Source organism: Aggregatimonas sangjinii (assembly GCF_005943945.1).
In the GTDB taxonomy this organism is placed as follows: Bacteria; Bacteroidota; Bacteroidia; order Flavobacteriales; family Flavobacteriaceae; genus Pelagihabitans; species Pelagihabitans sangjinii.
Window position 1 is genome coordinate 413,851 of sequence record NZ_CP040710.1, and the last position, 26,150, is coordinate 440,000.

A 26,150-nucleotide genomic window follows, 5' to 3' on the forward strand; every position below is an offset into this window, starting at 1 on the left:
TGTTGCTTTATAAAAACGACTATCTCGCAATTAAACGATAGAGGCAAAGCACGAATAGTCAATCCGAATGTAGCGTTTTAGTGTAATTTGGGGTGTAGCTTTCTTCGGTAATTATTTTGGCCATATCTTTTTCCAGACTTTCAATGGGGCTCTCCACGATACGGTTCCACTCTTTTCCGTTACGATAGAAAATAAAGGTAGGTACCTTAATGATGCTGAGGCCCCATTCTTCGCCGGTCGGACTTTTTTTGTAGTGTTCCTTTCGCCTATCAAGGGCAACGATTTTTAGGTTTTCCATCGGAAAATCCAACGTTTCCAAAATTTTGATAAAGCGGGGCACCTCTCGCTTGCTGTCACCGCACCAAGTGCCCATAAAAACCAGGATTTTAAACGAATCAAGGTCTTTTTGATGCGATTTTAATTCTTTCTGATCAACTTCATAGGTCGAATGGTTCTGGCGGTACCAGTCCGCATGGGGTTCTACTTTTAGTACATCGACATCAATTTTTCCAATTAGGAAAGAGGAGCCGTTTTCAAGAGTTACCGTCTGGTAGTCGCTTTGCGCGGAGACAAAAAAAGGAATAAGTAGGATGATCAATACTTGAATGGTTCTCATAATTTTCGATTTAAATGAATACATCGAAACTCAGAAAAACATCGCTTTAAAATTCATCTTACCAGTTGGAAATAGGGTCTAGACCCCCGGTTGATTTTTATTATGCCCCAGAAACAGGGACTTGATTTCATCCCTACTGCTTACGTTCATCTTTTTGTACAAGTTGTTAATATGTGTTTTTACGGTGCTATGACTAATAAAAAGTTCGGTTGCGATTTCTTTATTGGTCTTATCGTTCAGGATACTGTCTACGATTTTCCGCTCTTGCACCGTTAGTTTGGCCAAATTCGGTTTCGCATTTTGCCGCTGGCTCTTGACGAATAGAAACAGATTAAGTAAAATGGAGAGTGTTAGTAGAGCGGCGAAAATCCATTTCCAAGGAAAACTTCCAGTACCGTTTAGGGCCCGTAAGTTGCCGTCGACCGCTATTTCATCGGCATACAATCTTGTGAAAACTGTATTTCCGTACTTTTTTCGGAGTCTGCTTTCCAAATCTGCATAATATTCATTTTGTGCAAGGTCCTTCAAATAGTAGGTGTAGGTCTCATTTCTACGATCCGACAGAAAATCATAGATATAGAGTTCGGCCAACGGTTCGTTTACTTGCCGTCCGAATCGCTGCAAGTGCTCAAACCACTTTTTGGTATTCAATTTGCGATTGGCAGCACTTCGAAAATTGGAAAAATCATAAACCATTTCCTCTTTGAGCCTATCTACCTGCAGTAAAACATCCGATTTAGGGTTGGTGGATGAAATATCGCAGAGCACCTCGTTGGCAAAAGTCTTCGGAAAGGTTATGGTATCGCGATTGTGGGCGATAAAGGTGATACTTTTTGTATCGCTACAGCCGTTAAAAACATGGTTGGCACCCAAACGGGAATCGGTGCAATTGTCAATATGAATCCTATAAATCCTATTTCCTTCCGGAAGATTACTGCCCTGAAAACGAAAGTACCCCAACGAATCGGTAACGGTTTTTCTGAAAATCTGCTCCATGTACACGCGAGATAACTTTCTGTAGTCTTCAATTACCGAAAGGTAGACTGATTTGTCAGAGGCACCTTCGGTAAGTTGTCCCTCAAAAAGATATTGGCCATGTAAGTGATGGCCAATGACCATAAAATAAATTAATAAGAATATTTTTTTCATGCTGTTATAAAAGTATGGGAAATTGTAACAATATGTTCTTTTTGGCGTCCAATAGGCACATCAATCAAAAATCAAAATTAAATGAGTGTTATTCGTGTTATATTAGCCATTCTATTTCCTCCGCTCGCGGTAATCGGAAAAGGGTGTGGTTCATTTCTTATTGTTTTGTTGTTAACGTTTTGCGGATGGGTACCAGGCGTCATCGCCGCTTTGGTCATTTTAAACAATCCGAATTAGTGATTAACCGGCTATTTGATTATCTACCTAGCAAAATCAACATAAATTTGTGATATAGAGCATTTTGCAAAGAACTTGGAACAACAGTATTGTTAGTTGGGTGTAGCCTTCCTTATTTTCGGGGGAACTGAGGGTTGGTCGCGCCCGCTAACAATTTTATACCTTTGTTGTGATGAACAAAATGGTAAGAGTAGCGGACTTAGGCCGCAAGGATTACAAAGAAACCTGGGACTACCAGGAACAGCTTTTTCAAGACACTTTAGCGATTAAAATCAAAAACAGGAGGGAGGATGCCGGTCTGGCAACCCCGAACCATTTCTTGTTCGTAGAACATCCACATGTATATACTTTGGGCAAGAGCGGCAATATTGAAAATCTACTGGTAGATGAGGCCAAACTTGCAGAAAAAGGGGCCAAATTTTACAAGATCAATCGCGGAGGGGACATAACCTACCATGGTCCAGGGCAATTGGTCGGTTACCCGATTCTCGATCTGGATAATTTTTTCACCGATATTCATAAATACTTGAGGCTGCTAGAAGAAATGGTCATTTTGACACTGGCAGAATACGGGCTGAAAGCCGAGCGGTCAAAAGGCGAAACGGGTGTTTGGTTGGATGTGGGCACCCCCTTTGCCCGCAAGATATGCGCCCTGGGTGTTCGGGCAAGCCGTTGGGTAACCATGCACGGTTTTGCGCTGAATGTCAACACCGATTTGGGCTATTTCGATTTGATGATTCCGTGTGGGATAAAAGACAAGGCGGTCACCTCCTTGAATAGAGAATTGGGTAAAACGGAAGTGGATATTCACGAAGTAAAACAAAAGTTGCTCCGACATTTTGAGACACTATTCGAGGCCGAACTGAAACAACAAAAAACCGAGGTGTAGCCTCGGTTTTCAATTCGTATAGATGCTGTCTTAATAGTCCAATCCTAGATAATCCATTACCTCATAATAATTACCGGTGTCTACTCCATCGGATTTCATTTTTTCCAACGATGGCGCATTGTTTTTACCTGAAAGGCTTGAAGGTGCTATGAGTACATAGCGCACCCGATGATTGGTGGGAGGATTGGGTCGTGCTCCCAAATCGTTTCCTATGGCAAAAGCCACGTATTCACCAACCGACATAGCATCATGTATTTCATACGTACTACCGACGCTTACGAAGGGAACAGAGGAGGCCGACGTACTGTTCGACGAAAATTGAACATAGCTCAATAGCGCATAGGAGTTGATGACCTCCTGCGTTATTCGTGCATCGGGAAGTTCAAAACGCGCTTCATTGTTTCCGTCCCAATTGCTTGGAAAGCTGAGATTGGTCCAGCTAGAGGCAATGACGTTGGCATTGCCATCGGCACCATCAGCACCGTTAGCGCCATCGGTCCCATTGGTTCCATCCGCGCCGTCGGCACCTGGAGGTCCGGCCGGGCCTTGCGGCCCTGGAACGCCCAAGGCTTCCCCATCTTCCCCAGCTGGCCCTTGTGGCCCTTCCGGTCCTTGAATTCCCTGTTCACCTTGCGGTCCTTGCGGTCCAATCGGGCCTTCGACTTCATCCTTATCGCAGGAAACAAGCATCATTGCGGTTGCCATAAATACCATTGTAACTAATTTCATTGTCGTTTTCATAATTAAATATTTAAATGATTATCGTTTGTTTGATTCTTAATGGAACTTATTTGGAAGAGGTTAACCTCAGGTTCAAAAAAACCGAGGTTTAGGCCTCGGTTTTCTATTCTTGAGCATATGACTAATCAATTCGAATCAATGTTCGAAAGTAATACTGCGTATTTGCGTAAGCGCTGTAGTGTGTCCGAAAGTAATCCTGGAAATCCAAGGCGACCCTTCTTCCCATAATACCGTTGAAGGTGCCGAATAGTCGTAGGGCGTTGCGGTTCCCGTTGTGCTGCCAAGCACCAAATCACCCGCTGTATAGGCTGTAAGGGTATAATCTACAGCAGCACCGTAAAACTCAATGATGACACGCCTTACCGGTTCAGCGAACGTGAACTCCAAGGGCACCCCGTTGCATGAGTTGAGTTGTCCATGGCGAGAGGTACTCAAAAAGCTAATTGGAGCACCATAACTTCCGGTCGCCAACATGGCAGGTACGGCATCGGCACAGTACGTGCCGCTGATTTCCGTTCTAATACTTTCGATTCCCTCCGCGGCTAGCGCTCCTTCGGAAAGCGTCCTCGATGCCCCTACATAATTGCTGAAATCGATAGTAGTCGGGCCATCACAATCTAAATCGAAAACGGCTCTTTCGGATAGGATTTCTTGGGGAGTGATAACTCGTAACTGCTGCCAGAAATCATCATATCGACTTCCACTTCCACCTAACGTCCAAGAGGTATTAACGGTTTGGGAACCGGCTTCGGTAAACTCTAGGGTCTCTACAGGAGCGGTAGCACCATCGCTACGCAACCAGGTATACGTGACCGTTGTAGGGCCGTTCGCTGTAATAATCCCTTCGAATTCGAATCTATGGGGGCATTCGCCGCTAACATCGTCGTCACCCAACACCGTTGCGGATGTGGTAATGGCTACTTCATCTTCCCCACAATATAAATCGAAGGTAGCTCTTTCTGAAAGCACTTCCTGAGGCGTAATCACCCTTAGTTGTTCCCAATATCCCTCGTAAGAATTACCGCTTCCGCCGAGCATCCAATAGGTAGTTACCGTTTGGGAACCGGCCTCGGCAAATTCAAGGGTTTGCTCGGGAGCAGTGGCACCATCGCTTCGTAGCCAGGTATAGGTAACCGTTGTAGGGCCATCTACGGTAATTACGCCTTCAAAATCGAATCTTTTTGGGCATTCTCCGCTAAAGGTATCATCACCTAGAACTGTTGCCGCTGCCGTTACGGTTACTTCGTCTTCCTCACAGTATACATCGAAAGTGGCCCTTTCGGAAAGTACTACCTGAGGAGCGATTACCTTCAATTGTTTCCAATAGTTCTCATAAGAATTGCCGCTGCCACCAAGCGTCCAGGAGGAGGTTACCGTCTTTGTACCAGCTTCCTCGAATTCAATGGTGTTTTCAGGGCTTGTAGCACTATCACTCCTCAACCATGTATATACTAAGGTTACCGGTGCGTCAACAGTAATTTCAGCTTCGAAATTGAATTTCTTTGGGCATTCGCCCGTATATTCGACTTCCCCTAAAATCGTTGCCATGGCAGAAATATTCACTACATCGTCATCACAATGGAGGTTAAACACAGATTTGTTGGATAACATTTCCTTAGGTGATATAACCTTAAGCTGTTGCCAGTAGCCCTCATAGGAGTTGCCACTTTCGCCCAATGTCCATGAGGTATTGACCGTTTTTACGCCCGCTTCGTCAAAGACCAACGTGGTTTCCGGGGCAATAGCACCGTCGCTACGCAACCATGTGTAGGTAACCGTCATGGGGCCATCTGCTTTGATTTCACCCTCGAAATCGAACTTTTTTGAGCAAGGACCGGAAAATTCGTCAATTGCGTTTAGCTTCACCAATGTTATCGCAGAAAGGGCTTCCGACTCTTCTTCGATGATGGTGTCTATTTCTTTGGTACAGGAAGTCAGTGACATGACTAGCATTGCCACTATAAAACAGAATAGATATTTTAAGGTCGTTTTCATAATTATGGATTTGAATTGTTATTTGTTCTTTAATGCATCGGTTTGGGGAAGGTTAACCTCAAGACAAAAAAAAACCGAGGTTTGAGCCTCGGTTCGTTTCTATAGTTCATAAGGATTCAATGGTCGTTTTTGCTCTTTTCGATGGCCCTCGTCATCATTTTATCGAACATGATTCTCAATGAGTCTTTCTTGGTCGGGTCGAGACTGAGGTCATAAATTTTATACTGTTCATAGAGTAGTTCTTTTTGTTCTGCAGGAAGGTCTATTTTTTCAAGTAACTCCAAATAATTTGTAGCTCCTCCCAATGGATTTTCTTCTCCGGATCCGGCGAGTTCGAATAGCTGACCGTAAATTTTGGTTTGTTCGTCCAATAGGTTCAATTGTTCGAGCGTGTCTTCCTTTTTCGACTTCGCTATAGTTTGTTTTTTGTTTGTCTTATGCTCCGTTTGTCCTGTGCAGACCGCACAATATGTCATAAGACATAGGAGTATGAATGTTGTGGTTTTTTTCATTTTTATGTTTTTTAGATTGTATCAACCTCTAAGGAAATGGAACAGGGTGAGCAAGGTAATCGTCAAGGCAAGTAGTAAGATCTGTTTTGCCAATTCCAGTTTTTCATCACTATCCATCTCTTCTCTTTTTTAAAAGGTTCGTTCTTTAGTGGATGTTATCCGGGGAAGGTTAACACGCCAGCAGCTAAAAGCTTGAAAAAAAGTAGTCTAATCAGTACAAACCACTGTTTTTGAGGCGTTTTGAAAAATCAAAACCTCGCATACATTAAAAAAATGCTAAATTAGTAAGCACCTACGTTAACCTTATTTATACCCTAGCCATTAAAGTGAAAGAAAAGAAAACGGAGTTTACGCTAGAAGAATTAAAATCGGGTGCTGATTCGGTGCTAAGGCAGGTGTATGAGGAAAATAGGGACAAGTTCTTGAATTTCGCCCGCCGTTACCATTTGTCGGAAGATGAAAATATAGATATCTATCAAGACGCCTTTATCATTTTTCATGAAAATGTGATGAGCGGAAAGGTGAAAAGCTTTACTAGCAGTATCTCGACCTATCTTTTTAGTATTGGTAAATATTTGATTTTCGATCAGATGAAGAAGAACAAAAGAACCGTAGGAGCTAAATACGACCTTTCAAGGGTCGGCACGGACGACGATTTGGTAGAGACGCTGGAAATAGATGAGCCCAACCTTACTCCGGAACAACGATTGTTGCAAAAGCATTTTCCTAGTCTTGGAAAGCAATGTCAAGAGCTTTTGACCCTTTTTTATTACCGAGGGTACACGATTCAGGAAATTATGCAGGCCGAGAACTACAACAGCGAAAATGTTGTAAAGGCGGCAAAATCGAGGTGTATGAGACAACTTAAAGAACGGATAAAGGAAAACCCCCAATAAAATGAACAAAGAACAACTCTTATATCATTATTTCTCAAACTCGCTTTCTAGCGAGCAGGAAAAGCAGTTGCAGGACCTTTTGGAGACCGATGCGGACTTCAGTGAACAGTTCAGGTTCGAAAAAGACCTGAAACGGGTGGTACGCGAGAGGGAAAAGGAGAAACTAAAATCAAAGCTAAGTGGTTTTGAGGCGGAAATCGCACAAGAAAAACCGGTGATACAACTGAAAACTAACCGTAAAAAAAGTGGCTTTAATTGGTCTGTTGCGGCTTCCATCGCGATTTTAGTCGGACTGGGTTGGTTAGGGTATAGCACGCTTTCCGGAGCCGATTACCAAGATTTGTATCAGGAGAATTTTGAAGAATACCCGAATACCGTTTTTGCAGTAACACGTGGCGACACCGCCGAATCCATCGAAAGAGCGGCATTCGCTTCATATGAAACGGGCGATTATAAAACGGCAATAGCAAGTTTCAACAAGATTTCCGCTCCCGATAAAGAAAGTTATCTTGACTTTTATATCGGTCAATCGCAGTTGGCTCTCGGTGAATTGGCCAATGCCGAAAAATCGTTTCAAAAAGTGATTTCCTCAAATTCCGATTTTATTGCCGAGGCGCATTGGTATTTGGCTTTGACCGCCATTAAACAAGAAGATAGGATAAAAGCCATCGACTACCTGAATAACCTCATAGCCAATCATGAGTATAACAAGGATAAGGCTAGGGCGCTTCTTGAAGAGCTGAAGGAGTAGGTAACTGCAAGGCTAGGTATGCAATTTCACCATAGAGAAAGTGTTTGGAGATGTGTCATAATAAAACATCAAGAATTCATTTTTCGATAAAATAAAAGTCCAGCTCCTAAAACAAGTATTGTTCCCAAAGTCATCCAAGGCCATCTCTTATTGGTCCAAGCTGATTCGGTAATCGGGCTATTATCCCCAATAACAATGAGTCCTGCCCAGAATGATGGAGACACGGTAGTACCCTTGAATTTGTCGATGTAAGCGATTTTGGCCTTTCGAAGTGCGGCCGATTTGGTCAATCCTTTTTCGAGACCTTCGTAGAAATCGGTCATTAGATTTTTGCTACTCTTATCGGTAATGGTCCACAAAGAGGACACTACGCTTTTTGCGCCCGAATGGAAAAAACCTCGGGCCAGGCTCATAGCACCTTCTCCTTTGCGCAGTTCGCCCACAGAGGTGTTGCAACCGCTCAACACCACCATATCGGCTTGATTTTTGGTCGCATAAATTTCATTTAAAAACAGTTTTTGATCACTGAAGGCTATCCAGGGATTATTGCCTGCACCCGCATCGGCATGGGTCGATAGATGCAGGATTTTAAAATCGCCCATATTTTTCAATAATCGGGATTTGGTCGCATCTTCATTTAAGGCCATTTCTCCAGAATACATTTCGTGTACCTGATTGACCTCTTCTCCGCTAAAAGCAAGTTTCGGGAGCCCTAGGGTGGTGAAATTGATTGGGGCGAGGCCAAGCAGCTCTTTTTCGGGTTGGTGTATAATTTCCTTTTTTGCATCCAAATAAGACATGGAATAGGCATACCGGATTTCAACCTCTTCAATCAGATATGTGCTTTGCTCTAGATTTGCGACCAATGCCTCGAACGGTATCTGCTGCAACAGATAGTCTGCCACAATGGTGAGTTTTTTCCCTTTTATCGTGTTTTGAACCTTTTCTGGAAGTAGGCTACGGTATACTTCGTGGGCGGTGTTTTTATAGTTCGATAGTTTCTCCGTGCTTGAACTGACATCGGTGAGCTGGGCATAGAGTTCAAGTAGTTTCTCGTTCAATTCTTTGGGGTTTTCCAATTTAAAAAAAAAGGTCTGATCGGGACTGCTCATCAGTCCATATCCCTGCTGGTCATTCAGGATGTACTGCAAAACGACCTCCTTCTCCGAAAGATGGTGTGCCTTAAATTTTTTATAAGGGAGCACATCGACCTTTCTTTTGAGTTTGGCATAATCTGGAAACGCAGTGGTCAATAGGGCGGTAAATCGATCATACTCCCTTTTTTGGTCCGCTATGCTCTCTCGTAGTTCTTCCAGAGCTCCATCAGAAGTGGCCGTCGCTATTTGCAATTCGTTTTCCGCCAATAAAATAGACCGCTTGAGGTCAAATTCCCGTTTGGCTATCGAGTCGGGTAGTTGGGTAATTTCCTTCGCCATTTCATTGGTGACATCTTCAAGCAGCAGCAGCGCCTTGTTTCGCTCCATAAAATAATATGCCTGCTGGGGCCGGTCAAGCAAATAGCTGGTTTCGACAGCCTTCATGTATAGCGATGACCCTTTTTCCCTCCAGAACAATTTGGACTGGTTCTCGGTACTTTCAAATCGGATAATATCAACCAACTTATCCGCTAACGCAAAGGTTTTTAGCGCATGATTTAGGTGTTCATTGTTAGTGTCGTATTCGTAATAGCGCAGCCAACCGTTGGCTTTGGTCACCACGTGGCTTAGCAATTGAATTTTATCCGGGGCGAGCTCAAAATCTTGTTCGGTAATGAGGTCGTCATATGCGATTTTCCGATTTTTATCGGTTGCATAGATTATAGCCTTTTGGTACTGGTATAAGCCCTTTTCAAATTCATTTTGAGCAAGATAAAGATCACCAAGGTTCTCATATGGCGAACTGTAGTTTTCATCATTTATAATCGCCTTTTCAAGATGAATGAGCGCCTCCTCGTTTCTTTTTAATTGCATATTCGAAAAACCGATGCTGTTGAGCACCCTCGCAAGTTCGTCGGGATATAGGTTGAGTGAATCGGCCAAAACGGCTTCATGATGGGCAATCGCTCGCTCGTATTCCCCGATTTTCAAGAACCTATTGCCCTTAAATTGATCAACACGCCGTTTTTTGAACTGTATTTCTTCTTGTGCAGCACGATCGATCAGGGAATCGACCTTCTTTAGATCAGCTGCGATTTTGTCATTAAAAAGTTGATTGTCGATTGTTGAATACACTTCCGCCCGTCCGATATAAGCGTCCAATAGGTTAAAGTTTTTGCTGGTTTTGGAGTTGGGCCCATTATAGAAGGTTATCATGTCGGTGAATTGGCCTATGCCTTTGTAGAAATCTCCCAGTTCAACGTACAGGGCACCCAATTCCAATTTGGCGTCCTGAATCGCTTCGCTATCCTTGCCATTATTTGCCAAAAACCTGAAGGAGTCCAAGGCTTTGTAATAATCTCCCTTGAAATAATGAAAAGTACCAAGGTTAAAGGCTGTTTTTTCCAAAGATCCCTTTTCCAAGCTTGGCAGTTCTTTTTTTAGCAAAAGGGCTTTTGTCGTGAAGTCTATGGCATTTTGAATATCCTTTTCAGCTCCTGTAGTCCACCACTGATCGTAATACCATTTGCTTGCCACATCGTGATAGCAATCGGCCAAAAGGGTGGGTGACATCGCCTCTTCGTTCGCAAGGAAAAAAGAGTCTATTTTTTGCTGTTTGATTTCGCTGGTGCCGCCCGTAGCTATGATATCTAGAAGGTCTTGATGTTGCGCCTGGCAAAGGTGCCCGACAAAAAAAAGGAGAAAGCAACTGAATTGCCTAAGCAGCAAATGCTTCATATGGTTCTTTTGTGGCACTGTAGAACAGTTTTGATGAATTTACGATTATTTCTTTTATGACCCAATTTGATGTTACCATGCCGGTATATTCGTGATGTTCCGAAACGACCCCCTGCATGTATCCGTACAAATTTTATCGGGTTCCCCATAAGAAAGGCCATTACTTTGAAAATTCGAGGCGAATTTGCTAACGAGGTTTCGGTTCGGAAAGTCTGCTCAGATAGTCAAAGTCTGAATTCACGATACATCCAAACAGCTGAAAATACTGGGTGTGGCATGTATGGGGCAAGGTTTTTGAATGGATTTTAGAGGTTTTCAATTCTCGTTGCTCTGTAACATAGTTCTAAATAGTTCCAAGGAGCAGCTGGGTGATTGAATAGAACTTGCTTGGAAAACCCAAAACTAGTGCTTTTCAATAATCAAAGAAACTCAAAATAGCAATCGAGGGTGGTTTGGACGGACCTGTTCAACATTCAATTTTTCGGTAATGCATACAAAGTAGAATAGCCCATGCGAACTCGGGCTATTCTACCATAAAAACTTTTAAATTTTCATTCTCTTAACAGGGCTCTGCTTTCCACTATCTTACCATTAAGTTCCGATGAGGTGGATGCGGATGGAAGACTAAAAATAATCTGTTTTAAGGTAGCGGGCGGGAGGTCTGGAGCCTCATCGATAACAACTGCGGCGATCGCAGACATCGCCGCGGCGGCATAAGAGGTGCCATCGAGCGTTACCTCATCATCCAGTGTTGAATCATCGGGCGTATCCAAGATAATCTTGTAGTCATTAAAAGCCAATGCGATATCTATGCTGGTCGCTCCAAAATTGGAATCCTCATCCAGCTCTACGGGATCGGTAACGGGCCGTACGCCATCATCAAAGTAACCACCAACGGCAAGAATGTTGGCCGCGTCAAAGAAAGATAAAAAATCGCGTTCGGAACCTATCTCATTGTCCACACCTTTATTTCCGGCCGACGTAACGACCAAGGTATTTAACTCATTCAACTCATCCAATAGCTGCGCAAAGAGACTTTTATTTCCGTTTTCGTCTAGCTCAAATAGTGCTTTGGGCATACTCCCACCAAAGCTGGCGTTGACAACACTGATATTACCCCCGTTTTCATTAATTTCCTTAATGTAGGCAAAAGCACAAAGAACGTCCCAGTAAGATCCCTTCCCTTCTGCATTAAAAACCTTTAAGGGCAGAATCTGATAATTGATGCCATCTTCCTCAAGCACATCGGTAATGATTTTAGTGACATAGGTGCCGTGTCCGTTTTGGTCTAAAATATCCTGATTGCCTTCATTGATACGATTTTCGTCCCCATCGCCTAAATAATTCCAACCAGATTGAGTGCTTAGACAATCACTGAAAGCCCCGCTCGGGAATAAATTTCTTCTAGTGTCGGAACTTATCTCATTGCGATTATAATCAATACCCGTATCTATCACGGCAATGTTAACACTGCTATTATCAACGGCAGCAATAAAAGAAGGCTCACCGCCCGCCTGACCCTGAGGGGTGAAAGGTGCGATTTCCGGTAAAAATATGTCGAAAGACCGATCACCTCTTACTTTTCCGGCCGGATTTCTTCGTGGCAGACCATTAACGACGCCTTCTATATCAAGTTCTTCGATACCCGGATCGAATATCCATAAATCCATATCGCCACAATCACATTCCTCGATTTGTACGTCTGGATACTCCATTCGTATTTCCGCTCTAACATTATCCCTCTCGCTCAAGGTAGAACTGGCATCATAACGTACCACGATTTCATTCGGTGAAATTTCAATTCGTTCTGTTATACTACTGGCGCCCTCGTCAATTTTAATTTCATTGTAAATGATATTGTCGTCATCATCGTCCCCACCATGGCCATAAGGCCATTTCGAGCAGGAGGCGACGACCAAACATGTAAAAAATAATATGGTAATTTTTGTTTTCATAATATGGGTTTTAATGGGTTCCTGCTGATGTCTTTGATTTAGATTCAGACAAAATAATCAGGCTTGGTTAAAAGTATGGGCTGCTTTCGTTTTGCCATACCACTACTGTAACAACCTATACAACATATGTATCTTTGCAGGAATCTGTCTGTTTAAGGGAATGCAATGTTATTTGCTGAATTTCGTGAGCTCCGTACGGCTCATCAAATTGCCGTTTTTCTTATAGCTTTCCTGTTTTACGAGTCCAACACCCTCGGCCAACCACATGTTGGAATTGACTTCGATAGTGGCGCCCATGGTTTTCGAGACACTGGTTTCTTGAACGAGGTAGCAGTCAAAAGTACCTGCGGCAACGGTAACACTTTCCTTCTTTGCTACTTTCCGGTTCATTTGGTCGATGGTCGTGTTCATCTTTATGCCGCCCATGCTCATCGCTATCGAAACATTGGCGTCCGGAAGCTCTTGGCCAACATCGAGGGCGTTGGGCAGTTCGATATCGGTCCCTGAAATATCCATCTCCACATCCATTTCGGAATACTGTTGCATCATCTGTGCGGGAAAAAGCGATTCATAATCGATTCGTACGGTGCCATCCTCACAACTAATGGTATAGTTCGAATCAAAGAGATTTTTCCCTTTTTTATCCGTGTACCTTAAATCGAAAGTGGCAACCGTTGCCGAACCATCTTGGCTGACCGAAGAAATGCGATAATCTACAGTACCGTCGGGTTTTCCTTTTTTATCGTAGTTGGTGTATTGAAACGAGCTGCCTTCCTCCATAGGATAGAACTTGCTGCAATTATTTTGTGCGAATGAATAGTTTACTGCAAATAAAAGTGATACTAGGAATACTGTTGTCTTTTTCATTTTTAGGTTTTTGAATGTTCTATTTGATAATGTTCGGAATTCGTTGTTAGGTAATTTTCTAATGTTTATTTTTCAGTGTTATGTTGAGGCACTATGATTATTTCTAGTTAAGGTTATTGGTTTGTTTTGGCGAGTCGTATAAATTCTACCCTCCGGTTCATGGACTTGCCTTCTGCAGTACTATTGTCGCTAAGAGGTTCCGACGCGCCTTTGCCTTCGGTTTGAAGTCTATTCGATGATACATTGTACACCGTAGCCAGTGCATTTTTGACCGCCTCTGCACGTTTTTTCGAAAGTTCCATATTCAGGGCATCGTCTCCATCCGCATCGGTATGGCCTACTATTTTCAACTTGAGGTCCTCGTCTTGTTGTAAAACTTGGTATATCTGCCGAATGATGCCCATTGATCGTGGAAGGATGTTGGCCGAACCCGAATCGAAAAGAATACCGTTGGTTGATATGTTTCCTTCCGAAAGCAGTCTTCTGCGTAGATCGACACCGCCTTTGGCTACTTTCATATTACTAATGTAAATTCCCTCTACGGTGGTGTCTATTCCCCTTAAACCAATTTTGATGGCATTCATTTGTACATTGGTGGGAAGCAGCCTGGGCACGTCCACGATTTTTTGTTCATTGCTCCACATTCGAAAACGCTGTTCGTTTACCGCGATGGCGATATGGTGTTTTTTCAAAACGATTTTTCTGATATCCGTGGCGATCGTGTTACGAAGCGCTCGTTTCCCGTTTATGTTGTTTTCGACGATTATTCCCGCATCGATAAATTGGCAAAATGGATATTCTACCATACCGAAATTTTTGGGTTTATCGAATGAATTGTTGTCGCCTACGACAATCGATAAATAGGATTGCGAAGAGGTTTTTTTGTTCAGTCCCGTGGTTATTACATCAAACTCCACCGTAAATTCTTTGGGTAAGCCAGTAACGTCAGGAATGTATTGGGAAGTAAAACCGGGTGATAATTTTAGCCATTTGTCCGGTTCATTATGGATTTCTACCAATTCACCACCGGAATTTGAATTCCATTTAACTGGGAAATCTCCAATGAAATCGTTTGAAAAATCATCGAAGAACAACAGCTTGTCGCCCGGCACAAAATCGAATTTGCTGTAGACGTTTAGAGTAGGGAGTTCATTTGTGTTCGAGGGATTTGAATCTTCCATGGTGCTGGGACTCGAAGTATTTATCGGGTTCTTGGGCCGTGTGGTTTTAGAAGGGTGGGTTTTTGATCTGGGACTATTTTCTTTTCCTTCGTTTTTAGACCCTGGTTCGAATATACTATCGAGAACCATCTCGGTTTTTTCGGTGGTTTCTTTTTCAACGCGTCGTTCTAAAGCTCTTTCGGCGGCCTTTTCGGCTTTTTTGCCAAGTGTTTTGAGGATTTGCGCGTCTGTGTTTTCCGTATAGACCATCGTAAGAATCAAACAAAGAATGAATTGCAGTGGTTTCGATAATTTTTTCATGGGTGAAGTATTTTTTTGTAAAAATGCTTTTCCCTTTTTATGTATCGTAAACCCTGAGGTTAACACCAAAGCTAAACGATATGCTTAGTTTATAAATCCTGCTTTTACCTATGGTGTCAAATTCTATGTGGATGGTGCGGAATGGTACGTAGATGGTTTGATTACATTTTTATACGGTGTAAGAAAAATGATTTTCCGGCTCAAAAGGTGTAGTGGAACTTCCTCGCCTAGTTCTGCACTATAGTTGGAGTTTCAGTTGTTCGGGTAGCTGCCGGAAACTTTTCCGATGGTATTTCGTTATACCATATTTTCGTATGGCTTCCCGATGCTGCTTTGTAGGATACCCTTTATTCTGTTTCCAATTGTACATTGGAAATTCGTTATGGATTCTTTCCATGTACGCATCGCGATAAGTTTTAGCGAGTACCGAGGCACCGGCGATACTGAGGTATTTTTGGTCTCCTTTGATAATGCATTCCGATGGAATTTCCTTATAGGGCTTAAAACGATTGCCATCTACTATTATAAATTCAGGTTTCTTGGCCAGTTCATCCAGTGCATAATGCATGGCCAATATAGAGGCGTTCAGGATATTGATTTCATCTATTTTTGATGGATGCACATGTGCTACCCCATAACAAATGGCCTCGCTTTCCAGAATAGGTCGTAAACGACTCCGTTGTTTTTCGGACAATAATTTAGAATCGTTCAGAATGCCATCAGTGAATTGTGCGGGCAGAATAAGTGCCGCCGCAGTGACCGGGCCTGCAAGACAGCCACGACCGGCTTCATCGGTACCGGCTTCTAGCTTTCCTGTTTTGTAAATTTTTAATAGCAATTTTTGTTAATATGATAATTTGGAATATCGCAATCCAGCCAAGTATGAAAAAAATTTAATGAAATAGTTAAAAAAATGAATTTTTTATAATTACAATGTACGCATAGCACATTAGTCGCAATTCTTAGATGTTTTTTAACATATCAAAGGCTCAAATGTATATTTACTTTGGTTAATTAACGAATTTTTAGGAATTTCGTGGCAGACTAATTCAAAAATTACTTAAATGAGAAAGAGATTAACTTGGATGCTGACTCCATTATTGGTGTTGGCTATGAGCTTTTCCTATGCACAGGAGAAGACGGTTTCGGGTAATGTTACAGACCAAGACGGTTTGCCATTGCCTGGTGTATCTATCGTTGTTGTAGGAACAACTAGTGGAACACAGACAGATTTTGACGGTAACTATGCGATTAGCGTAGAAGAAGGCGGTGTGTTGCGCTTCAGCTACATCGGTCAGAAAACCGAAGAGCGCACCGTGGGCTCCGAGAGCACTATTAATGTTCAGCTAGCTCAGGACGCAGAGGCCTTGGCGGAAGTTGTGGTTGTCGGTTATGGTTCGCAAACCAAAGAAAAAATTGTTCAAAATGTTTCGGTAGTCGGTGAAGAGGCTTTGGAGAATTTGGTGGTTACTTCGCCCGATCAGCTTCTGCAGGGACAGGCAGCAGGTGTCAACTTAACCAATACTTCAGGACTCTTGGGTGCCAATGTGAATATCCAAGTTAGAGGTATAAATACCATTAATGCGGGTAGCTCTCCTCTATTCGTTGTCGATGGTGTTGTCATTACCGATAATGATAATACTTTTAATCGAGGAGGAAACGTAGGTAGTAACCCTTTGACCTTTTTGAACCCAAGTGATATCGAAAGCCTCACCGTTTTGAAAGATGCTGGGGCAACTGCCATTTATGGTACGAGAGGTGCTAATGGCGTTGTTTTGATTACCACTAAAAAGGGTAGGTTAAACGCCGATGCGACCGTTACCGTAAATAATTTTATTCAGGCATCAAGGGTGAATGATTTATTTCAAGGCTTGAGTGCCGATGAATATAGACAATTCAGAACGGATGTATTTAACATTCAAAATGATGATTCTGTCTCGCCCCAAGACCTAGGTTTGGGCGCAATTGGTGATCCAGGAACTGACTTTGTGGATGAAATTTCTAGGGTTGGTTTTACGCAGCATGTGGATGTTTCTGTACGGGGAGGTAGTGACAAGACGACCTACTTTGTTAGCGGAACATTCGAGGATGCCGAAAGTTTTGCGATAGGCAATGACTTGACCAGGGCCGCAGTTCGTGTAAATTTGGAAACACAGGCAAATAAATGGTTAAAAGTGGGGACAAACATCGGTATTACCAATACCGTTCTCAATACCATCGGAAGGGAAAATAACACATTTGCACCTTTTACGTCGGCGTTTCTTACCAATCCTACCTTTATCCCTCGGGATGAGGACGGGAATTTTGTTCGCTCTCCCAACTTTATACCTAACATCGCGGCGGTAGCTGCATTGAATACCGATAAAACAGAGGGTACCCGAACAATAGGAAGTATTTTTGGTGAAGCCACTCTTGCGCCAGGATTAAAATTCAGAACTGAATTTGGTGTAGATAGATTGATCAGTGAATCAAGTTTACGCAGCGTAGAAATCGTTTCAGCGGGAGGAACAGCAGACTTTTTTACGGTAACGGATAATTTATATAGGATTACGAATTCTTTGTCTTACAACAATACCTTTGGAGACAAGCACAACTTAAGTGCGTTGTTTTTGCAGGAGTACGAGGAGCGGCAGAGAAGAACGACTCAGATTGATGGAGTAGGGTTTTTATCCGATAGTCAATTGAATGTCGGAGCGGCCACGACGCAAACCGTCCTCGGAGCGGATAGGGCCGGTAGTGCCATTCGTGGTTTCTTAGGAAGGGTTTCTTATGACTACGACGGTAGATATCTTTTGGAGCTTACGGGTAGAACAGATCAGTCATCGAGATTGGGTGCCAACAACAACACCGGGCAATTTTATTCCATAGCAGCAGGTTGGACCGTTTCTAACGAAAATTTCTTTAATGTTGATTTTGTGGACTTTTTAACCTTTAGAGGTAGCGTCGGTACGGCGGGTAATGATAGGCTTGGTAATTTTCCTGCTTTGGCACTCTTTGAGTCGGGACAGTTTGGAGGATTGCCTGCTGCGAATGTCATATCTCCGTCGAATCCTAATTTAGGTTTCGAACAAACCCGAACTGTTGACTTAGGTTTCAGGTCAAGTTTTTTTGACAACCGATTGAACTTGAATGTTTCATATTACAAACGAAATACCACTGATTTATTATTTGAGGTTCCCTTACCTCCACAGTCAGGTGCTCTTTCTGTAAATCTCAATGCCGGAGAATTGGAAAATTCAGGTTGGGAATTTGAACTATCAACTACAAATGTTAGAACAGAGAATTTTCAATGGAATACCAGTATCAACTTAGCGACTCTTGATAATAAGTTGGTTGAAATAATTTCGAACGAGGTGGATGCCGATGGTAGAAAATTCATTGAGACTGGAGCACAACGTGCAATCGAAGGGGAATCTTTGAGTACGTTCTTCTTGGTAAGATATAATGGTGTGAATCCTCAGACTGGTGACGCGGAATGGCTAGATATTGACGGTAATGTCACTACTACCCCAAATTTTGATACAGATAGGGTCGCGGCAGGTAGTGCCTTACCAGAGTTGACAGGTGGTTTTACAAATACCATTAGATTTAAAAACCTTGATCTGGGTGCTGTTTTCAACTTTAGTGTAGGGAATAAAGTCTTGATCGACGGATTACGCTTTATCGATGGTATTGATGCTATCGGGGGTACAATAAACGTTAGAAGACAAAACCTTGATTTTTGGAGGAATCCTGGAGATAATTCATTTGCGCCAAGTCCTGCCAGCTCGACCGCGAATAATTTCAACCAGAGGTCGACCGCACAATTGTTGGATGGTGATTATCTAAGATTGAAAAATATTACTTTAGGTTACACCTTACCAAGTTCGTTTCTTGAAAAGAGTAATTTCTTCTCTAAAGTTAGGTTTTATGCCACCGCTACTAATTTGTGGACAATCAAGGGTGATGATCTAGATGGTATTGATCCAGAAAATAACGATACCAATAATCCATTAGGATTAGGAGAGTCTTTCTTTACTGCACCTCAGGCAATAACATATTTGGTAGGTTTAAATTTACAATTTTAAAAAAATTTGAAAAATGAAATACTTGAATAAAATAATTTTATTGGCCATGGCCTTTGTCACATGGAATTGTGACGATAAAATTGACGAAATTTCGCCGGAGAATGATTTGTCGGCTGATGTCATCTTTTCTAATTTCTCTACAATTGAGGCTACCACAGTAGGTATTTATAGCGGTATGCAAGATGGGGATTTTATTGGTCAGCCAGAGATGATTGCCGATTTTATGGCGGATAACGTAAACTTTGTTGGTAGTTTTACAACGCTTCAAGATATAAGGGATTTTGATGCTAATGCCACAAACAATACGATAAACGGTATGTGGTTTGACATTTTTGACGTGATTAGGGATGCGAACAACATCATAGTAAATTTGCCCGGTGTCAACCAGGAGGATGTAAGTTTTGTATCGACCGAAAACTCTACTAATTTCGAATCGCTCCGCACGCAATTTATCGGTGAGGCGCATTTCTCAAGAGCTTTAGCTACTTTTCAAGGGGTCAACTTGTTCGCACAGCCGTTTCAGGTAGCCGGCGGAAGTAATCCTGGAATGCCATTGGTTACAGAGTTTTTTGAGGGCGATGTTACCGCCTTTCAACAACCAAGGGCCACGGTTAATGACACGCACTCCTTTATTGAATCCGATTTGATTGTTGCGATGAATAGCTTACCCGAGACCAACGGTATTCGTCCAAGTAGTACTTCCGCGAAAGCGTTACTTTCCAGATTGTATTTGTATAGGGAACAATGGAATGATGCTGCCAATATGGCTAACGAAGTTATTAATACTACAGGGTTTAGTTTGGCACCGGATTATAGTTTTTACAACAACTCATCAACAGAGCATATTTTTAGAGTTATCAATCAAGCAGATGACGGAGCTTTTGGTAATAATTTTGATACGTTTTACAATCCAACTTCAAATAATGGTAGGGGAGATTTAGCGTTTTCCGAAGATCTTATATCTGCCTTCGAAGAAGAGCCGGACGATTTACGCTTTGAGTTGTCTTTTGTTGATGTCGACGCTGGGGATAATGAAGCTAGATTTACTACTAAATATCCGTTTGGTGCTACTAATGAATCAGATCCGAATGTTCTTAGAATGGGCGAAATGTATTTGAATAGGGCAGAAGCCAACCTAAGGGGTGGTACTAATATAGGGGATACACCTCTAAATGACGTAAACGCCATTCGGGAAAGGGCTGGTTTAGACCCATTGACGACTGTAACCTTAGATGATATTCTAGTTGAAAGAAGAAAGGAATTGGCTTTTGAAGGGCATAGAAGAATGGATTTGCTTAGAAATGATTTAAATCTTAAGCCTGATAATGGTGCTATTTCCGCACCAGGTTCTGATAAGGTTATTTTGCCTCTTCCTACAGACGAATTAAACGGTAATCCTAATGCGACACAAAACCCGAGTTACTAATTAATTGTAGCTTCGTTCGATTGATATGTAAAAAGGGCCTGCAATTATGTGGGTCCTTTTGTATTTTATTATCGAATAATCGGTATTTTAACTCCTCATTTGAATAGTTAATCGTCAATTTTTAAATGATCATTTATGAAATCAGTTTTTTTTCCGCTACTTCTTTTTATTTCAACATCCATTGCAGCACAGATAAACAAAGGCGCTTTTGATGATTATATTTATTTTATAAATCAAAATAGACCAACTTACGAAGGTGTAGAGGGTACGCCGTACTTAAGCGAAAGTTTTACTCCAGCAATGATTGACAATTTTAAAGATGTGGTTTACATCAAGTTCAATGCTTTTGCCGATAATATAGAATTTAAAAAACCTGACGATGATGTTGCTATTCTATCAATGGAGAAAGATTATAGATTCAAGTTATTAGATGGCCAGAATACGCAATATGAGATTCATGACTATATAAATGCTAAAGGAGCAACGAAAAGGACTTTTTTTAAGAAGATAGGAGGCGGTGAAGATTTTACTTTGTTTTTAAAACATAATGTAAAGTATACACCAAAAAAAATGGCTACAAGTGGTTTCGAACAAAACCAGCCTGCTAAGTTTACCAAAATAAGAGATACTTATTATATTGGTCAACCCAAAGAAGATTATACTAACCTTGTCGCTATCCCTTCAAGAAAAAAGGAAATCTCAACTTTTTTTGATAAGAAATCCAAAACAATGCTTCAATTCATAAAGAAAGAAAAATTAAAATTGGATAACGAGGACGATTTGGTTAAAATATTTAAGTTTTATTGGTCTGAGGATTAGAAGGACAATAACTTTACTTTTAAAGTTAAGAGTGCTGTCAATTAGGAAATAGAGGTTAAGTCCTACGTGTATAGGTTTTTATTCTATTGAAGTGGAGAATTTATTTTCAGTATGTTAGTTCTTACAATAAAACTAATTACAATTCACTTTTCAATAAACTTAAATTACAGAAATGACCGGCGCCCTTGTAGCTTTAATATATCTGATCCGAGCCCTGTATGTAGGGTTGGGTTACGTGTTCTTTATCTAAATATTTACTCAAGCTAGGTCTAAAATGCAATTCTCTATGATGCATATGAGAAACTTTCACATTCCGTTAAGAACAAAAAAATATAACTTTACAAGCGTAAACAGTTTGGATGAAATATTTTCTTCTCGTATTTTTTTTATTTGCTTGCCATTCAGTACCTGCTCAGGAGAATAAACTTCCCCCAGCCAAGAAAGTAGATACGACTGCTCGTAAAACCAAAGATGAAAGAGGCCTGGCAAAAGGCAAGCTATTCGGAAGTACCAAAGACACCGACTCCATTACCATCAAAGATTACAAGATTATCTCCTATGAGCGGGATACCACCTTTTTAGATACCACCCTTACCATTCAAAAAGAATACAAGTACAACTACCTAAGAAAAGACGATTTTGAGCTCATGCCATTTTCCAATGTTGGTCAGCCGTACAACACTTTGGGCCATGATTTTAGAAGAAAGGAAATATACCCCCGGATCGGTGCCCGTGCGAAACATTTCAATTACGAAGAAGTGTGGGATATCGATTATTACAACGTGCCCACTCCACTGAGCGATCTTTTCTTTAAAACCACCTTTGAGCAAGGCCAGTTGCTCGACGCCAGGCTTACCTTCAATACCTCAAGGCGGCTCAATTTTTCGATTTCCTACAAAGGGCATCGTTCATTGGGAAAATACCGTATCGACCAGGTGCGTTCAGGAAATTTTAGGGCGACAACGAATTATGAAACAAAAAATGGGCGCTACACGATTAGGGCGCATACGGCCGCTCAAAATATCAATACCGAAGAGAATGGCGGATTGGCCTTAAAGGAGGAGCAATTCGAGTCCGGGGTCGATCAGTTCCAAGACCGCTCGCGAATCGATGTTCGCTTTTCGGATGCTGATAACAAGTTGATCGGTAAGCGCTATTTTCTCGACCATCAGTACAAACTCGTAAGAAAGCTGAAAGATTCCAGTAGAACAGAGAAAACATCCTTCGCTATCGGGCACCAGTTCAATTATGAGACCAAAATCTATAATTATTCCCAAACAGCTTCCAGCGAGTATTATGGGAGTTCCTTTCAATCCAATATAGATGATCAGGCAAGACTCAAGACCATGTTCAACCAGGCCAACCTGACCCTGAGCAACCTAACCTTGGGAAAATTGCAGGCGAATATCAATCTGTACAACTACAATTACCATTTCAACAGTTTGCTCATCACCGATAGCGGCCAAATAGACAATCAGCTAAAAGGTGAGGAAGTATCAGTAGGTGCCAACTATGAAAAGACCATCAAAGGATTTGATATCAAGGGTGCCGTACAATATAACATAACCGGTGACCTAACGGGAACCCTCATAGACGCCTCGGCAGGTTACAAAATCAATGACAATAATAGTTTTAGGGCCGCAATACATTCCTCAAGCAGAATGCCTAACTTTAATTTTCTGCTGTATCAGAGTGATTATGCGAACTACAATTGGCAGAATACTACTAATTTCGAGAAAGAGCGCGTATACAGCCTACAATTAGGTTTTGACTCCAAACTATTTGGAAAGCTGACCGCAAATTATAGCGCCTTGGATAATTACACCTATTTCGCTGCCGACAGCGCGACAGCCACATCAGAGCAGCTAGACCAAGGGCTGTTCAATGCATTTATCAAGCCCGCTCAGGAAACCAATAGCCTCAAACACTTAAAGATCAAATACAATAAAGAATTCCGTTTGGGCAAGTTCGCGCTTAACAATACGGTAATGTATCAGAATGTAGAGCAGTCTAATCAGGTACTCAACGTACCACAGTTGGTCACGCGAAATACCCTTTACTTTTCGTCCGACGTCTTTAAAAAGGCGATGTATCTACAAACAGGAGTAACATTCAAGTATTTTACCGAATACACGATGGATGCCTACAACCCTGTCCTTGGCGAATTTTACATTCAAAATAATGAAATATTGGGCGGTTACCCCTTGCTCGATTTTTTCATCAATGCCAGAGTGCAACAAACACGCATCTATTTAAAGGCCGAGCATTTCAATTCGTTTTTTGGTGAAAACGATTTTTATGCGGCCCCCGATTATCCCTATCGCGATTTTGTCATTCGCTTTGGTCTCGTCTGGAACTTCTTTTCATAATGTATACCTTCTCTTATAATCCGCTGTGGAAGAGCGGCCATAAGAGATGTTTAAATTAAGCCTTTCGCAAACCGTGCTCCGTTTTTACTTGAATTGAATAATCGACTCCCGTAAGCATTTTGATTTACATTGCCTAATTAGTACATTTTATCTAAATACTTCTCCGACCGCTTTGCCTCGGGGATAGGCAGTTCAAGAAAATTTTTAGTTGTACGTTGTTCGGCTCTTTCGTTCTTTTCTTCGAAACGCAGTCTTTTAAGTCACTTCTGGAGACTGTCCCATGGGTTTTGCTATAGGTAAGTTTGTACTTTGGGGGGCTTTATGCCTTTGGGCATAAACCAGGCTTTCGCCACTCGCTTTTGCCCTATTCGGTTGAGCATTCGGTCATTATGTAACTATCCGCAAGAGGTCATCTGCATTTTTGCGCTGAAACCTCAAGGGCAAAGAGCTCAAACAAATGGCTCGATCCCTGCCCCGTTAAAACTTTTTATGAAGCTTAACTACATGTATTTCAGGCAGATGAAATTATAATTCATAATGTTTTGAAAAAAAAAGTTGCAGCTATTGTGTAAGACGAAAAACCCTCTTATATTTGCACCCGCTTTGGGACTGAGAGTGGTGATGAAGTATAAACCCCAAGGCGTTTTAAGTGTCTTTTTAGAGGATACTACACAACAGTTCATTGACATATTGTAAAGACAACAGAGGTCCACTTCTTTTTTTTTAAATGGGAGTGGACATCGCGCCCGGTCTCTTTTAACGGGGGGCCGGGGGAATAGAATTTTTTGGAACCAAAGATAAGAATTGATCTTATCGAGAGACGGGGCCGGGATAGCTTATAGGGGTCGAGGGCGATATATTATATAAGAATCGACAATGAAGAGTTTGATCCTGGCTCAGGATGAACGCTAGCGGCAGGCCTAACACATGCAAGTCGAGGGGCAGCGGGGAGTGCTTGCACTCTGCCGGCGACCGGCGCACGGGTGCGCAACGCGTATGGAACCTGCCCTTTACAGGGGAATAGCCCAGAGAAATTTGGATTAATGCCCCATGGTACCTTCTATAGCATTATAGGACGGTTAAAGGCTTCGGCCGGTAAGGGATGGCCATGCGTACCATTAGTTAGTTGGTAGGGTAACGGCCTACCAAGACGGCGATGGTTAGGGGCCCTGAGAGGGGGATCCCCCACACTGGTACTGAGACACGGACCAGACTCCTACGGGAGGCAGCAGTGAGGAATATTGGACAATGGGCGGGAGCCTGATCCAGCCATGCCGCGTGCAGGAAGAATGCCCTATGGGTAGTAAACTGCTTTTGTACGGGAAGAAACCCGCCTACGTGTAGGCGGCTGACGGTACCGTAAGAATAAGGACCGGCTAACTCCGTGCCAGCAGCCGCGGTAATACGGAGGGTCCGAGCGTTATCCGGAATTATTGGGTTTAAAGGGTCCGTAGGCGGGCCGGTAAGTCAGTGGTGAAAGTCTGCAGCTCAACTGTAGAACTGCCTTTGATACTGTCGGTCTTGAGTCATAGTGAAGTGGGCGGAATATGTAGTGTAGCGGTGAAATGCATAGATATTACATAGAACACCGATTGCGAAGGCAGCTCACTAATTGTGTACTGACGCTGATGGACGAAAGCGTGGGGAGCGAACAGGATTAGATACCCTGGTAGTCCACGCCGTAAACGATGGATACTAGCTGTCCGTCCGCCTTAGGCGGATGGGCGGCCAAGCGAAAGTGATAAGTATCCCACCTGGGGAGTACGTTCGCAAGAATGAAACTCAAAGGAATTGACGGGGGCCCGCACAAGCGGTGGAGCATGTGGTTTAATTCGATGATACGCGAGGAACCTTACCAGGGCTTAAATGCATTACGACAGGGGTGGAGACACCTTTTCCTTCGGGCGTTTTGCAAGGTGCTGCATGGTTGTCGTCAGCTCGTGCCGTGAGGTGTCAGGTTAAGTCCTATAACGAGCGCAACCCCTACCGTTAGTTGCCAGCATGTCATGATGGGGACTCTAACGGGACTGCCGGTGCAAACCGCGAGGAAGGTGGGGACGACGTCAAATCATCACGGCCCTTACGTCCTGGGCCACACACGTGCTACAATGGCCGGTACAGAGAGCAGCCACGTCGCAAGGCGGAGCGAATCTACAAAACCGGTCACAGTTCGGATCGGGGTCTGCAACTCGACCCCGTGAAGCTGGAATCGCTAGTAATCGGATATCAGCCATGATCCGGTGAATACGTTCCCGGGCCTTGTACACACCGCCCGTCAAGCCATGGAAGCCGGGAGTGCCTGAAGTCCGTCACCGCAAGGAGCGGCCTAGGGCAAGATCGGTAACTAGGGCTAAGTCGTAACAAGGTAGCCGTACCGGAAGGTGCGGCTGGAACACCTCCTTTCTAGAGTTCGCGCGCCGTAGCGATACGGTGCGCGACGAGAGCCCATCGGCCCCTGAAGGCCTTTTCCGTGCCCCGTCCCCTCGATTCGATTAGAACGAGGTCCCAAAAAATACGCGATATGCGATGTTGGTCTTTACGATATA

The 26,150-nt window shown here is 42.7% G+C and carries 18 protein-coding genes and 1 rRNA gene; 9 read left to right on the top strand and 10 right to left on the bottom strand.

Features of this window, described 5'->3' with window-relative positions; translation table 11 throughout:
* Window positions 1-58: 58 nt before the first annotated feature.
* Window positions 59-616 carry a thioredoxin family protein gene (locus FGM00_RS01620; protein WP_138851236.1) on the bottom strand — a complete coding sequence of 186 codons (558 nt, stop codon included), beginning with the start codon at window positions 614-616 and terminating at the stop codon, window positions 59-61.
* Window positions 617-694: 78 nt separating this feature from the next.
* Window positions 695-1,765, bottom strand: coding sequence for a helix-turn-helix domain-containing protein (locus FGM00_RS01625; protein WP_138851237.1), 1,071 nt, complete (start codon window positions 1,763-1,765; stop codon window positions 695-697).
* A gap of 81 nt (window positions 1,766-1,846) precedes the next feature.
* On the opposite strand from FGM00_RS01625, the gene FGM00_RS01630 reads away from it, so the two are divergent.
* Window positions 1,847-2,002: a YqaE/Pmp3 family membrane protein gene (locus FGM00_RS01630; protein WP_138851238.1), complete on the top strand. Its 156-nt coding sequence runs from the start codon at window positions 1,847-1,849 to the stop codon at window positions 2,000-2,002.
* A 172-nt stretch (window positions 2,003-2,174) separates the two neighbouring features.
* Window positions 2,175-2,891: a lipoyl(octanoyl) transferase LipB gene (gene lipB / locus FGM00_RS01635; protein ID WP_138851239.1), complete on the top strand. Its 717-nt coding sequence runs from the start codon at window positions 2,175-2,177 to the stop codon at window positions 2,889-2,891.
* A 30-nt stretch (window positions 2,892-2,921) separates the two neighbouring features.
* Here lipB and FGM00_RS01640 read toward each other — a convergent pair whose 3' ends face one another.
* The 3 genes from FGM00_RS01640 to FGM00_RS01650 form a co-directional block, all read right to left on the bottom strand.
* Window positions 2,922-3,632, bottom strand: coding sequence for a collagen-like protein (locus FGM00_RS01640; protein WP_138851240.1), 711 nt, complete (start codon window positions 3,630-3,632; stop codon window positions 2,922-2,924).
* Between the two features lie 135 nt (window positions 3,633-3,767).
* Entirely contained in the window at window positions 3,768-5,627 is a 1,860-nt protein-coding gene (locus FGM00_RS01645; protein ID WP_138851241.1) for a hypothetical protein, read from the bottom strand.
* A gap of 116 nt (window positions 5,628-5,743) precedes the next feature.
* Entirely contained in the window at window positions 5,744-6,139 is a 396-nt protein-coding gene (locus FGM00_RS01650; RefSeq protein ID WP_138851242.1) for a hypothetical protein, read from the bottom strand.
* Between the two features lie 326 nt (window positions 6,140-6,465).
* On the opposite strand from FGM00_RS01650, the gene FGM00_RS01655 reads away from it, so the two are divergent.
* On the top strand, window positions 6,466-7,035 hold the full coding sequence (locus FGM00_RS01655) for an RNA polymerase sigma factor (RefSeq protein WP_138851243.1): 570 nt from the start codon (window positions 6,466-6,468) through the stop codon (window positions 7,033-7,035).
* A gap of 1 nt (window position 7,036) precedes the next feature.
* Window positions 7,037-7,786 carry a tetratricopeptide repeat protein gene (locus FGM00_RS01660; RefSeq protein ID WP_138851244.1) on the top strand — a complete coding sequence of 250 codons (750 nt, stop codon included), beginning with the start codon at window positions 7,037-7,039 and terminating at the stop codon, window positions 7,784-7,786.
* Between the two features lie 68 nt (window positions 7,787-7,854).
* On the opposite strand, the gene FGM00_RS01665 is transcribed toward FGM00_RS01660, so the two are convergent.
* From FGM00_RS01665 to FGM00_RS01685, 5 genes are all read right to left on the bottom strand, one after another.
* Window positions 7,855-10,620 (bottom strand): CHAT domain-containing protein, encoded by a 2,766-nt coding sequence (locus tag FGM00_RS01665; protein WP_138851245.1) that lies wholly within the window; start codon window positions 10,618-10,620, stop codon window positions 7,855-7,857.
* Window positions 10,621-11,171: 551 nt separating this feature from the next.
* The gene (locus FGM00_RS01670; RefSeq protein ID WP_138851246.1) at window positions 11,172-12,575 is read right to left on the bottom strand and encodes a S8 family serine peptidase; all 1,404 of its coding nucleotides are present in this window, start codon (window positions 12,573-12,575) and stop codon (window positions 11,172-11,174) included.
* A 168-nt stretch (window positions 12,576-12,743) separates the two neighbouring features.
* Window positions 12,744-13,442 (bottom strand): TapB family protein, encoded by a 699-nt coding sequence (locus tag FGM00_RS01675; protein ID WP_138851247.1) that lies wholly within the window; start codon window positions 13,440-13,442, stop codon window positions 12,744-12,746.
* A 113-nt stretch (window positions 13,443-13,555) separates the two neighbouring features.
* Window positions 13,556-14,923 (bottom strand): OmpA family protein, encoded by a 1,368-nt coding sequence (locus FGM00_RS01680; protein ID WP_236262869.1) that lies wholly within the window; start codon window positions 14,921-14,923, stop codon window positions 13,556-13,558.
* Between the two features lie 238 nt (window positions 14,924-15,161).
* Complete coding sequence (locus FGM00_RS01685; protein WP_138851248.1) at window positions 15,162-15,761, bottom strand: ribonuclease HII; 600 nt, start codon at window positions 15,759-15,761, stop codon at window positions 15,162-15,164.
* A 226-nt stretch (window positions 15,762-15,987) separates the two neighbouring features.
* On the opposite strand from FGM00_RS01685, the gene FGM00_RS01690 reads away from it, so the two are divergent.
* From FGM00_RS01690 to FGM00_RS01710, 5 genes are all read left to right on the top strand, one after another.
* Window positions 15,988-18,990 carry a SusC/RagA family TonB-linked outer membrane protein gene (locus FGM00_RS01690; RefSeq protein WP_138851249.1) on the top strand — a complete coding sequence of 1,001 codons (3,003 nt, stop codon included), beginning with the start codon at window positions 15,988-15,990 and terminating at the stop codon, window positions 18,988-18,990.
* A 13-nt stretch (window positions 18,991-19,003) separates the two neighbouring features.
* Window positions 19,004-20,416, top strand: a complete 1,413-nt coding sequence (locus FGM00_RS01695) for a RagB/SusD family nutrient uptake outer membrane protein (protein WP_138851250.1) — start codon at window positions 19,004-19,006, stop codon at window positions 20,414-20,416.
* A gap of 135 nt (window positions 20,417-20,551) precedes the next feature.
* On the top strand, window positions 20,552-21,235 hold the full coding sequence (locus FGM00_RS01700; protein WP_138851251.1) for a hypothetical protein: 684 nt from the start codon (window positions 20,552-20,554) through the stop codon (window positions 21,233-21,235).
* Window positions 21,236-21,594: 359 nt separating this feature from the next.
* A complete protein-coding gene (locus FGM00_RS01705; protein ID WP_138851252.1) occupies window positions 21,595-23,604 on the top strand; it encodes a putative porin in 2,010 nt (669 codons plus the stop codon).
* A gap of 873 nt (window positions 23,605-24,477) precedes the next feature.
* Window positions 24,478-26,007: ribosomal RNA gene (locus FGM00_RS01710) — 16S ribosomal RNA — on the top strand.
* Window positions 26,008-26,150: the final 143 nt, after the last annotated feature.